The following is a 10,322-nucleotide window of genomic DNA, read 5'->3' as shown; positions in this document are numbered from 1 at the left end:
CTCAAGCCCTCAATCAATCCGCGCAAACCGCTCAATCACTGGCTGCTCCCGATGCTCGGCCTGCCATAAGTCGTAGGCACTTTGCATCGACAACCATAACTGGGCGGTACTCACACCGGCTCGTTCCAACCGGACGGCAAGGTCCGGGCTGACCGGGGCGTGGCCATGCAAGATCCTTGAAAGAGTCTCGCGAGCGAAGCCAAGGCGTCGCGCCATTTCGGTAATGGTGATGCCCAGGGCAGGGATCACATCTTCAAGCAATATTTCACCGGGGTGAGGTGGGTTGTGCATCCCCATATCGATACCTCTACTCAGTGGTAGTCAAGAGAATCGACCAGTTCGACCTGGTCGTCGAACATCCGAAAAATGATGCGCCAGTTACCACTGATGCTGACGGACCAGTAGTCGATCAGGTCGCCCTTCAAATAATGGAAGCGCCAGCCGGGCAGGTCCAGTGCATCTGGGTGCTCGGCTTTGTCCAAAATGAGCAGAACACGGCGCAAACGCTTTGCATGATTTGCGTTGATGCCTCTGGTTGAACCGGTCTCATAGAAGGTCCTAAGTCCCTTATGTTTCCAACTGACGATCATGGCGTGATTGTGATGTGATACATCACGCTCTGCAATGGCCTTGCATCGGGTTTAACGGTCGGACTCATGATGTCTGCCAGTGGCACGATTCGGATGGAAAAGGCTAGAGAGACGGGTTCCGAGCAACAACCTGAAAAACCTGTCGGAGCGTTCCTTGCTGTCTATCGGAACGATGAAGGTAGGCAGGGCCTTCGGATTTTTCCTGCAAGATTTTGGGCCGAGCATGAACTGGTCGTGTGCAGCAATTCGCGTGCAAGCGGAAGAGGGCATTCATCTCAAGCCCGGCTCGGCTTTCGCCTATTCCTGGTTTTACTCTCAGGTCCGTGCGGCCGGCCCTTGGAACTACAAGAAGCGGGGGCGTCAGTACGAAGCTTTTGGTAAATTCAATTACGGTGCTACGGGCACGGTGCTGGGCATTCCCGAAAATGTGTTGCTGCGAGCCGCCGGTGTGGCTCAAACCGTCGCCAAAACTACCCGCCCGGATTTTGGATCATGGTGGGGCGGTGAGCCTTTTGGTGATGACCCACGGGACCAATATTGGATAAGAAAAGGTATTGAATATGCCATCTCGCAAGGCCACTGAGCGGCTCATGCCTGTTCTGCGTAATTGCTTGCTTGTGATCTGCCTGATCTATATCGGCGGCAGTTGGATCCTGTCGCCCGGTACACCGGACCTGGATGAGGTGGTGTTGAAGCATTCCCTGGGCAACGGTATGTCGATCTATGGTGCGCGAGATGGCCAAGGTGGCGCTACGGTGGGGTTTTCCTACAGGTATTACGTGCATAAGGATTTGGGAAGTGATCAGGAAATCCTCAGCGCATTAGTGTCTGCACCTCCTTTTCTCAAAACAAAAGAGCCGGATGTCCATGTCAATAATGAAGGGGGTGCCCTGCAGCTGGTTATTCAGGGAGAAGTGTATGAGTACCACAGTTACGCACTGGAAGGCCTGGGGAAGGTCAAGGTGATGATGGTGTTGTGATGGGGCAGCCCTCGGACTACTCCTGCAAGATTTTGAGCCGTGCATGAACTTGTGGTGACAGGACAGCGCGCCTAGTCTTCGTCCCGTCATCGCAAAAGACGGTGACACGGACGTGCAAGTCCGAGAAACCTGTTTAGGCGCACAAAACGCCTAGAACCAAAGGAACTGATCATTCCCTTTTTGGGACCGAAATCTCACAGGCACCGCTGCGCAAAATGTGGGAGGGGGCTTGCCCCCGATGGCCGTCTCAGGCCTGGCGATTGGCATACATCCGACACTCGGCCAGCAACGCCAGCAGATTCGGGTCACGCTCCTTGGCCTTCAGAAACACCACGCCAATCTGCTGCTGCAACCGGTACCTGGGTTGCAGCGGTATCAGCTTCACGCGGTTTTCATACACCGCCGCAATCCGCCCTGGCAGCAACGCGTAACCCACCCCTGAACTGACCATGCTCAACAGCGTGAAGATGTCATTGACCTGCATCGCCACCTTGAACAGCGGGCAGCGCAGGGCGTTTTCCAGGGAGTGGATGGCGCGGTGCACACTGACGTTGCTGGTTTGCAACTCGGCGGCGGCGCGCGCCAGGTTGCCGGTGCGCATGAACGCCAGGAAGATTTCGCGCTTTTTGAGGGTGAATTCTTCGTCGATCAGCATGGCCGTGGGCGCTTGTTCGAATGCCCTCGATTGTGCCCGCAAAACCGCGTGGCATCGCCGGAACGTCATGCGGCGCTTGCACTCTGATGCCCAAGGCGGGAGGCTTGCCGCCAGCCGTTAACGGTTAAAGGAGGTCGGTGACACATGTACCACGGGGAACGATTCAACGCCTGGAGCCATTTGCTCGGTGCTGTCGCGGCGTGTATGGGCGTCGTGTGGATGTTGGTGGTGGCGAGCCTCGATGGCAGCCCCTGGAAGATCGTCAGCGTGGCGATCTATGGCTTTACGCTGATGGTGCTGTACAGCGCCTCCACCGTGTACCACAGCGTGCGTGGGCGCCGAAAAACGATCATGCAGAAGGTCGACCACTTTTCGATCTACCTGTTGATCGCCGGCAGCTACACACCGTTTTGCCTGGTGACCTTAAGAGGGCCGTGGGGGTGGACGCTGTTCGGCATCGTGTGGGGGTTGGCGGTGATCGGCATTTTGCAGGAGATCAAGCCGCGCTCCGAGGCGCGCATCTTGTCGATCGTGATTTATGCGGTGATGGGCTGGATCGTGCTGGTGGCCGTCAAGCCGCTGATCGCCGCGCTGGGCATTGCCGGGTTTACCTGGCTGGCAGCGGGCGGGGTGTTGTACACCGTTGGCATCATCTTTTTTGCCCTGGAGGACCGCCTGCGGCATTCCCATGGGATTTGGCATCTGTTTGTGATTGGCGGCAGCTTGCTGCATTTCGTCGCGATCATGGGCTACGTGCTATAGGCGTTCCAGCAACTCACAGGCGCGGTTGCCGAAGATCTCCAGCAGCTTGGCCAACATATGCGGCGGCGGCTCATTGGCGCGGGTCAGGGCGTACAGGGTGATCGGCAGCGGCGGGGTGAGAGGGCGGATGCAGGTAGTGGCCGTTGAGGCGCCCAGCGCCGTAAAGGGGTCGATTACCGTCAAGCCGGCGCCGGACTCCACCATCGCACGGGCCAGTGAATAGGTTTGTACCGAGATCGTCACCCTCGGCGCCGGGTCGACGTTTTCCAGGTAACTGTCGAGTTTTGCCGCCAGTGGGTCCGCACTGGACAGGCCTATCAACGGCGCGCCGGCCAGGTCGGCCAATGGCAGCGGCAGATGCAGTTCAGCGTCCGGCCAATAACCTGTGGACGCCAAGGCCACCAGCACACCGTTGGCCAGCACTTGGGTGGTCAACCCCGGATGGCCGGAGAAGTTGAGGGTCAACGCCAGGTCAATCTCGCGCATCAGCAGTTTTTGCACCAGCTCGCGGCTATGGTCGCTGGACAGCTCACAGGCCATGTCCGGGTAGTCGCGGGTCCACTCCAGGATCGCCGGCGGCAGCAGCGACAGCGCCAACGTCGGTATCGCGCCGATGCGCACGCTGTGCCCCGGTGCGCGGCGCAAACTCTTGGCCAGGCGCCTTACGCCTTGCAGGCTTGCGGTGACTTTCTCGACTTCGCTTTCCAGCGCCAGGGCTTCCGGCGTGGGCTGCAACTTGCCGCGCACCCGCAAGAACAGTGGGAAGCCCAGTTGCAGTTCGGCGTGCTGCAACACCTTGGTCACCGCCGGTTGCGACACGTGCAGCAATTGCGCGGCGGCGCTGACCGAGCCGGTCTGGCGAATGGCTTGGAAAATTTCGATATGACGCAGGCGCATGGCAAGTCCATAACCTTTGTTTATAGGCGACCTATCTTTATTCATTGGCGATGGCCTGTCACCTGGGCCTACGCTTCAACCCTCTTGATTCGTGCGGGTGGCAGCGATGGTTAGCATCATTGGTGGTGGAGTGATCGGTTTGGCCAGCGCCTACGCGTTGGTACGCGCAGGCTATGAGGTGACAGTGATCGATGCCCGCGACAGCCTGGGCAGCGAGACCAGTTTCGCCAACGGCGGGCAGTTGTCCTACCGCTATGTGGCGCCATTGGCCGACGCCGGTGTGCCGCTGCAAGCGATTGGCTGGCTGTTGCGCGGTGATTCGCCGTTGAAGCTGCGCCCGCGCCTGGACCCGCAACAGTGGCGCTGGATGGCCGCGTTCATCGGCGCCTGCCGTGGCTCGGTGAACGCGCGTAACGCCGCCCACTTGCTGCGCCTGGCCTCCCTGAGCCAAAACACCTTGCAACAATGGCGTGTCGACGACCGCCTGGACGGCTTCGACTGGCGGCGTAACGGCAAGCTGGTGACGTTTCGCAATGCCGACACGTTTGCGCGAGCGCGCAGTAAGGTCGTCGACGTTCTGCAGCAACAGGTGCTGTCTACCCTCGATTGCGCCCGCCTGGAACCCGCACTGGCCCATGCGGCGCAGGGTTTTGTCGGCGGTATCTACACGCCGAATGAGGAAGTGGCCGACTGCCATGCCTTCTGCCAACGGCTGGCGCAGCGGCTTGAAGCATCGGGGCGCTGCACCTTTGTGCTGGGGCGCAAAGTGACCGGGCTGCGTCACGCCGACGGCGTGGTCACGGCCGTCGAGTTGGGCGATGAGGTGAAGCCGGTCACGCAACTGGTGTTGGCGGCCGGGCATCGCAGCGCCGAATTGGGGTTGCCGGGCCTGTCGCTGCCGCTGTATCCGCTCAAGGGCTACAGCCTGAGCGTGCCGATTGGCCCGCGGCACCATGCACCGAATGTGAGCATCACCGATTACGATCGAAAGATTGTCTACGCGCGTATCGGTGAGCAACTGCGGGTCGCGGCGATGGTGGATATCGTCGGTTTCGACGCTGGGCTTGAGCCCAAGCGACTGGCGCTGATGAAGCGTCAGTCTATCGAGACATTTCCTACGGCGGGTGATTACGCCAATGGGGTGGAATGGGCCGGTATGCGCCCCGCCACGCCTACCGGTGTGCCGCTGATCGGTGCCAGCGTCTATCGCAACGTGTGGTTGAACCTGGGTCATGGCGCGCTGGGCTTTACCCTGGCGTGCGGCAGTGGCCAGCTGTTGGCCGAGCTGATTGGCCAGCACACACCGTCCATTGATATGCAGGGCCTGACGCCCCGCGCCGCTTGAGGATGTAACCATGACCATTGATCGAATCAGCAGCAATGAGCGTCTTTCGGGGGCCGTGACCTTCAAGGACTTGGTGTTCTTGTCCGGCCAGGTGCCGGGTGACGGCCAGGACGTGGCAACACAAACCCGCGAAGTGCTGGCCAAGATCCACGGGCTGCTGGCCCAGGCAGGCAGCGACAAGGACCACCTGCTCAATGCGACCATCTACCTGAAAGACATCGGCACAGGCTTTGCGCCGATGAACGAGGTGTGGTCGGCGTGGCTGTCGCCGGGGATGGCGCCCACGCGCACCACCCTGCAGGCGGAGTTGGCGCGACCGAGTGTGCTGGTAGAAATCAGCGTTATCGCTGTACGTAAATAACCAACGGAACCTAACAATGAAAAAAATCCTGTTGACCGGTTGTACGCTGGGGCTGTTGTTTGGGGCTCAGGCTCAGGCAAATGAACCGGCGTTGGACGGCACGTTGAGCAAGATCGCCAACGCCAAGTCCATCACTTTGGGCTATCGCGATGCGTCGGTGCCGTTTTCCTATGTGGGGGATCACAGCGGCAAACCCATGGGCTATTCGGTGGACCTGGCGAGCAAGATCGTCGAGCGCATCCGGCAGAAAACCGGGTTGGCGGACCTCAAGGTGAAATACAACCTGGTGACGTCCCAGACCCGAATCCCGCTGGTGCAGAACGGCACCGTCGACCTGGAATGTGGCTCTACCGGCGTGACCGCCGAGCGGCAAAAGCAGGTGGCGTTTTCCTACGGGTTTATTTACGTGAAGGGCCAGTTGCTGACGGCTAAAGACAGCGGCATCAAGGGCTTTACCGATCTTGCGGGCAAGAACGTAGTGACCACCGCCGGCACCACCAACGAGCGTTTCCTAAAGAGCTACAACGCCGAACACAAAACCAATATGTTTGTGATCAGCGCCAAGGATCACGGCGAAGCCTTCAAGATGCTGGAGACGGGCCGCGCCGTAGCCTTCTACATGGATGACGCGCTGCTCTACGGCGAACGCGCCAAGGCCAAGGACCCGCACAAATGGATCGTGGTGGGCGAGGAGCAGTCGCGGGAAATCTACAGCTGCATGGTGCGCAAGGACGATCCGCAGTTTCTCGCGGTGGTCAACGACACGTTGGGCGACCTGTACAAAAGCGGCGAGATCAACGGGATTTACCAGCGCTGGTTCGAACAGCCGATTCCGCCCAAGGGCCTGAACCTGGAGTTCCCGATGACCAGCGAGTTGAAGGCGATTATTGCCAAGCCGGTCAGCGACCCTGTCGAGTAAGACGTGGCAACCCGATCCAAATGCGGGAGGGGCAAGCCTCCTTCCACATGTTTGATTGGGTTCGCAAAGGGGGGGCTAGAAGTCGCCCCACAGTTGTTGGGCGACGGCCAATGCGACTACGGGCGCGGTCTCGGTGCGCAACACCCGTGGACCCAGGCGGGCGGCGTGGAAACCGGCACCTTGGGCGGTGTCCACTTCGTGGTCGGTCAAGCCGCCTTCCGGCCCGATCAGGAAGGCCAGGCTCGACGGCTTGGCATGGCTGACCATCGGCTCCGCCACCGGGTGCAGTACCAGCTTCAGGTCGGCCTCGGCCTGCTTCAGCCAGTCGGCCAGCAACAGCGGTGGGTGAATCACCGGCACCGTCGAACGCCCGCATTGCTCGCAGGCGCTGATCGCCACCTGGCGCCAGTGCAGCAGGCGCTTGTCGGCGCGCTCGTCCTTGAGGCGCACTTCGCAGCGGTCGCTGAAAATCGGTGTGATTTCATTGACCCCCAGTTCAGTGGCTTTCTGGATCGCCCAGTCCATGCGCTCACCCCGCGACAGGCCCTGGCCGAGGTGAATGTGCAGTGGCGATTGGGTCTGGCCATTGAAGCGTTCGGTGAGGTGTACGGTGACGCGTTTTTTTCCGACCTCCAGCAACGTGCCGCGAAATTCTTGGCCGGAGCCATCGAATAATTGCACGGCGTCGCCATCGACCATGCGCAGCACGCGGCTGATGTAATGCGCCTGGGCTTCGGGCAGTTCATGGTCGCCGAGGCTCAGCGGGGTGTCGGTGAAAAAGCGGGACAGTCTCATTTCTGTTCTCTGAAGAGGTTTATGTAGGAGCGAGCTTGCTCGCGAAGAACCGACATCCGACGCAGCGATGCACCTGGAATACCTTCGCGAGCACGCGCGCTCCTACAAGGAGTTCTGCGGTCAGCCCGGGTCGCGAAAGCCTGGGTGAAAGTCTTTGGGCACGGCGACGCTGACTTTACTGTTAGTGGCGATATCGATCCCTTCGCTGGCGACCTCCGCGAGGAAGTCGATCTGCTCCGGTGTAATCACATACGGCGGCAGGAAATACACCACGCTACCCAACGGACGCAACAGCGCGCCACGTTCCAGGGCATGCTCGAACACCTTCAGGCCACGGCGTTCCTGCCACGGGTAGGCGGTCTTGGTGGCCTTGTCCTGGACCATCTCGATGGCCAGCACCATGCCGGTCTGGCGTACTTCCGAGACGTGCGGATGATCGACCAGATGTGCCGTGGCCGAGGCCATGCGCTGGGCCAATGCCTTGTTGTTTTCGATGACGTTGTCTTCTTCGAAAATATCCAGTGTCGCCAGGGCCGCCGCACACGCCAGCGGGTTGCCGGTGTAGCTGTGGGAATGCAGGAAGGCGCGCAGGGTGGGGTAGTCGTCGTAGAACGCGTCGTAGACATCATCGGTGGTGACCACCGCCGCCAGCGGCAGGTAGCCGCCCGTCAGGGCCTTGGACAGGCACAGGAAATCCGGGCGGATGCCGGCCTGTTCACAGGCGAACATCGTGCCGGTCCGCCCGAAGCCTACGGCGATTTCATCGTGGATCAGGTGCACGCCGTAGCGGTCGCAGGCTTCGCGCAGCAGCTTGAGGTACACCGGGTGGTACATGCGCATGCCGCCAGCGCCCTGGATCAGCGGCTCGACGATTACGGCGGCGACGGTGGCGTGGTTTTGCGCCAGGGTCTGTTCCATGGCCAGGAACATGTTGCGCGAGTGTTCTTCCCAGCTCATGCCTTCGGGGCGCAGGTAGCAGTCCGGGCTGGGCACCTTGAGGGTGTCGAGCAACAGCGCCTTGTACGTCTCGGTAAACAGCGGCACGTCGCCCACCGACATCGCCGCGATGGTTTCGCCGTGGTAGCTGTTGGTGAGGGTGACGAAGCGCTTTTTGTCCGGCAGGCCACGGTTGAGCCAGTAGTGAAAGCTCATCTTCAACGCGACTTCGATGCATGACGAGCCGTTGTCAGCGTAGAAGCAGCGGGTCAGGCCTTCGGGGGTCATCGCCACCAGGCGCTCGGACAGTTCGATCACCGGCTGGTGGCTGAAGCCGGCCAGGATCACGTGTTCCAGTTGGTCGACCTGGTCCTTGATGCGCTGGTTGATGCGCGGGTTGGCGTGGCCGAACACATTGACCCACCAGGAGCTGACGGCGTCGAGGTAGCGCTTGCCTTCGAAGTCTTCCAGCCAGACGCCTTCACCGCGCTTGATCGGGATCAGCGGCAACTGCTGGTGGTCTTTCATCTGGGTGCAGGGATGCCACAGCACTGCGAGGTCGCGTTGCATCCACTGGTTGTTCAGGCCCATCGGTGATCTCCTCGAAGCGGTCCTGCGTGCGGCGCAGGTGAAACAGTCGCGCAAGCCTATGCAATGGGCGGCTGTGTCACAACCTATTGCGCATCAATTGGCAGTAAACACAGGACGCACTGTCACGTTTCTTCTGGATAGTCCTTAATCCTTGGTTAATTTACTGTTCATACCCTCAAGATCGCATTTCTCGATATTTCAAAGCGAAATTTTCCGCTTTAATTCGATAGGTAATTCGCTAGTCTTGGGCGCAGCTCTTACGGGATTAAGTACATGCAGCTACGTAACTCTCCAGCCCGTTACGGCTGGGTCAGTATGATTTTGCACTGGGGCGTGGCCCTGGTGGTGTTTGGCCTGTTCGCGCTGGGCTTGTGGATGGTCGGCCTCGACTACTACAGCGCCTGGCGCAAAGACGCGCCGGACCTGCACAAGAGCATTGGCATCACGTTGTTTGCCATCATGCTGGTGCGAGTCGTCTGGCGCCTGCTCAGCCCGCCACCGCCACCGTTGGCCAGCTACAGCCGCTTGACCCGTATCGGCGCTGCATTTGGCCATGGGTTCCTGTATCTCGGGCTGTTTGCCGTGATGATCGCCGGTTACCTGATTTCCACCGCAGACGGTGTCGGTATCCCGGTGTTTGGCCTGTTTGAAATTCCTGCCGTGGTTTCCGGTCTACCGGACCAGGCAGACACATCCGGGGTGGTGCATCTGTATCTGGCCTGGGTGCTTGTGGTCTTCGCCGGCTTGCACGGCGTGGCCGCGTTGAAACACCACTTTATCGATCGTGATGCGACCCTCACGCGAATGCTGGGGCGCAAAGCCTGATGTTCAACCTCGACTCACAAGGAATAGAAAACATGTTGAAAAAGACACTCGCTGCTCTGGCAATCGGTACCGCTCTGCTGTCGGCAGGCCAGGTGATGGCCGCTGACTACAAGATCGACAAGGAAGGCCAGCACGCCTTCATCGATTGGAAGATCAGCCACCTGGGCTACAGCTTCATCCACGGTACCTTCAAGGACTGGGATGGTACGTTCAGCTGGGATGCCACCAAGCCTGAAGCCAGCAAAATCGCGGTCGACGTGAAAACCGCCAGCCTGTGGTCCAACCACGCTGAACGTGACAAACACATCGCTAGCAAGGATTTCCTGGACGTTGCCAAGTTTGCCGACGCCAAGTTCGTGTCCACCGCGGTTAAATCCACCGGCGAAAAAACCGCTGACGTGACCGGCGACCTGACTTTCCACGGCGTGACCAAGCCAGTGGTCTTCAAAGCCACCTTCAACGGTGAAGGCAAGGATCCATGGGGCGGCGAGCGTGCCGGCTTCAACGCCAAGACCACCGTCAACCTGAACGACTTCGGCATCAAGGGCCCAGGCCCGTCCTCGCAGACTGTTGACCTGGACATCTCGCTGGAAGGCGTGAAGCAGAAGTAATTTCTGCCTGACGTTGTGTCCAGTGTGGGAGGGGGCTTGCTCCCTGCCACATTTA

At 59.9% G+C, this 10,322-nt stretch carries 14 protein-coding genes; 8 read left to right on the top strand and 6 right to left on the bottom strand.

The genetic code is table 11. The features are described from left to right. Positions 1-9: 9 nt before the first annotated feature. Together PspS35_RS27915 and PspS35_RS27910 are read right to left on the bottom strand one after the other, a co-directional pair. Entirely contained in the window at positions 10-297 is a 288-nt protein-coding gene (locus PspS35_RS27915) for a HigA family addiction module antitoxin (RefSeq protein WP_159937632.1), read from the bottom strand. Positions 298-311: 14 nt separating this feature from the next. After that, a complete protein-coding gene (locus PspS35_RS27910; RefSeq protein ID WP_159937631.1) occupies positions 312-590 on the bottom strand; it encodes a type II toxin-antitoxin system RelE/ParE family toxin in 279 nt (92 codons plus the stop codon). 154 nt (positions 591-744) lie between these two features. Here PspS35_RS27910 and PspS35_RS27905 point away from each other — a divergent pair, with 154 nt between their 5' ends. Together PspS35_RS27905 and PspS35_RS27900 are read left to right on the top strand one after the other, a co-directional pair. Beyond that, a complete protein-coding gene (locus PspS35_RS27905; RefSeq protein ID WP_238785947.1) occupies positions 745-1,173 on the top strand; it encodes a polymorphic toxin type 44 domain-containing protein in 429 nt (142 codons plus the stop codon). Beyond that, a complete protein-coding gene (locus PspS35_RS27900) occupies positions 1,151-1,570 on the top strand; it encodes a hypothetical protein (protein WP_159937630.1) in 420 nt (139 codons plus the stop codon). Before PspS35_RS27905 ends, PspS35_RS27900 begins: the two co-directional genes overlap by 23 nt. Positions 1,571-1,817: 247 nt before the next feature. On the opposite strand, the gene PspS35_RS27895 is transcribed toward PspS35_RS27900, so the two are convergent. Further along, positions 1,818-2,225: a LysR family transcriptional regulator gene (locus PspS35_RS27895; protein WP_159937629.1), complete on the bottom strand. Its 408-nt coding sequence runs from the start codon at positions 2,223-2,225 to the stop codon at positions 1,818-1,820. Positions 2,226-2,369: 144 nt separating this feature from the next. On the opposite strand from PspS35_RS27895, the gene PspS35_RS27890 reads away from it, so the two are divergent. Continuing rightward, positions 2,370-2,987, top strand: a complete 618-nt coding sequence (locus PspS35_RS27890) for a hemolysin III family protein (protein ID WP_159937628.1) — start codon at positions 2,370-2,372, stop codon at positions 2,985-2,987. On the opposite strand, the gene PspS35_RS27885 is transcribed toward PspS35_RS27890, so the two are convergent. Then, positions 2,982-3,884 carry a LysR substrate-binding domain-containing protein gene (locus PspS35_RS27885; RefSeq protein WP_159937627.1) on the bottom strand — a complete coding sequence of 301 codons (903 nt, stop codon included), beginning with the start codon at positions 3,882-3,884 and terminating at the stop codon, positions 2,982-2,984. The genes PspS35_RS27890 and PspS35_RS27885 overlap by 6 nt on opposite strands. A gap of 97 nt (positions 3,885-3,981) precedes the next feature. On the opposite strand from PspS35_RS27885, the gene PspS35_RS27880 reads away from it, so the two are divergent. Genes PspS35_RS27880 through PspS35_RS27870 form a run of 3 tightly spaced genes read left to right on the top strand, consistent with a single transcriptional unit; the run spans position 3,982 to position 6,509 of the window. After that, the gene (locus PspS35_RS27880; protein ID WP_159937626.1) at positions 3,982-5,229 is read left to right on the top strand and encodes a D-amino acid dehydrogenase; all 1,248 of its coding nucleotides are present in this window, start codon (positions 3,982-3,984) and stop codon (positions 5,227-5,229) included. Positions 5,230-5,239: 10 nt separating this feature from the next. Continuing rightward, positions 5,240-5,590, top strand: coding sequence for a RidA family protein (locus tag PspS35_RS27875; RefSeq protein ID WP_159937625.1), 351 nt, complete (start codon positions 5,240-5,242; stop codon positions 5,588-5,590). A 16-nt stretch (positions 5,591-5,606) separates the two neighbouring features. Further along, entirely contained in the window at positions 5,607-6,509 is a 903-nt protein-coding gene (locus PspS35_RS27870; RefSeq protein WP_159937624.1) for a transporter substrate-binding domain-containing protein, read from the top strand. 75 nt (positions 6,510-6,584) lie between these two features. Here the strand turns inward: PspS35_RS27870 and PspS35_RS27865 are convergent, their stop codons facing one another. Both PspS35_RS27865 and PspS35_RS27860 read right to left on the bottom strand, forming a co-directional pair. Further along, entirely contained in the window at positions 6,585-7,304 is a 720-nt protein-coding gene (locus PspS35_RS27865) for a 16S rRNA (uracil(1498)-N(3))-methyltransferase (RefSeq protein ID WP_159937623.1), read from the bottom strand. 120 nt (positions 7,305-7,424) lie between these two features. Continuing rightward, complete coding sequence (locus tag PspS35_RS27860) at positions 7,425-8,831, bottom strand: adenosylmethionine--8-amino-7-oxononanoate transaminase (RefSeq protein ID WP_159937622.1); 1,407 nt, start codon at positions 8,829-8,831, stop codon at positions 7,425-7,427. Positions 8,832-9,104: 273 nt separating this feature from the next. Between PspS35_RS27860 and PspS35_RS27855 the strand changes: the two genes are divergently transcribed. Together PspS35_RS27855 and PspS35_RS27850 are read left to right on the top strand one after the other, a co-directional pair. Further along, positions 9,105-9,656: a cytochrome b gene (locus PspS35_RS27855; protein WP_159937621.1), complete on the top strand. Its 552-nt coding sequence runs from the start codon at positions 9,105-9,107 to the stop codon at positions 9,654-9,656. A 32-nt stretch (positions 9,657-9,688) separates the two neighbouring features. Beyond that, on the top strand, positions 9,689-10,267 hold the full coding sequence (locus PspS35_RS27850) for a YceI family protein (protein WP_159937620.1): 579 nt from the start codon (positions 9,689-9,691) through the stop codon (positions 10,265-10,267). Positions 10,268-10,322 lie beyond the last annotated feature (55 nt).

The organism is Pseudomonas sp. S35 (genome assembly GCF_009866765.1).
In the GTDB taxonomy this organism is placed as follows: domain Bacteria; phylum Pseudomonadota; class Gammaproteobacteria; order Pseudomonadales; family Pseudomonadaceae; genus Aquipseudomonas.
Note: the sequence above shows the minus strand (reverse complement) of the source record. Positions and strands in the feature narration are given on the sequence as shown.

Excerpts from the sequence above, each read along its gene's own strand:
- PspS35_RS27915 (WP_159937632.1), bottom strand. The coding sequence starts at position 297 with ATGGGGATGCACAACCCACCTCACCCCGGTGAAATATTGCTTGAAGAT.
- PspS35_RS27910 (WP_159937631.1), bottom strand. The coding sequence starts at position 590 with ATGATCGTCAGTTGGAAACATAAGGGACTTAGGACCTTCTATGAGACC.
- PspS35_RS27900 (WP_159937630.1), top strand. The coding sequence starts at position 1,151 with ATGCCATCTCGCAAGGCCACTGAGCGGCTCATGCCTGTTCTGCGTAAT.
- PspS35_RS27895 (WP_159937629.1), bottom strand. The coding sequence starts at position 2,225 with ATGCTGATCGACGAAGAATTCACCCTCAAAAAGCGCGAAATCTTCCTG.
- PspS35_RS27890 (WP_159937628.1), top strand. The coding sequence starts at position 2,370 with ATGTACCACGGGGAACGATTCAACGCCTGGAGCCATTTGCTCGGTGCT.
- PspS35_RS27885 (WP_159937627.1), bottom strand. The coding sequence starts at position 3,884 with ATGCGCCTGCGTCATATCGAAATTTTCCAAGCCATTCGCCAGACCGGC.
- PspS35_RS27875 (WP_159937625.1), top strand. The coding sequence starts at position 5,240 with ATGACCATTGATCGAATCAGCAGCAATGAGCGTCTTTCGGGGGCCGTG.
- PspS35_RS27870 (WP_159937624.1), top strand. The coding sequence starts at position 5,607 with ATGAAAAAAATCCTGTTGACCGGTTGTACGCTGGGGCTGTTGTTTGGG.
- PspS35_RS27865 (WP_159937623.1), bottom strand. The coding sequence starts at position 7,304 with ATGAGACTGTCCCGCTTTTTCACCGACACCCCGCTGAGCCTCGGCGAC.
- PspS35_RS27860 (WP_159937622.1), bottom strand. The coding sequence starts at position 8,831 with ATGGGCCTGAACAACCAGTGGATGCAACGCGACCTCGCAGTGCTGTGG.
- PspS35_RS27855 (WP_159937621.1), top strand. The coding sequence starts at position 9,105 with ATGCAGCTACGTAACTCTCCAGCCCGTTACGGCTGGGTCAGTATGATT.
- PspS35_RS27850 (WP_159937620.1), top strand. The coding sequence starts at position 9,689 with ATGTTGAAAAAGACACTCGCTGCTCTGGCAATCGGTACCGCTCTGCTG.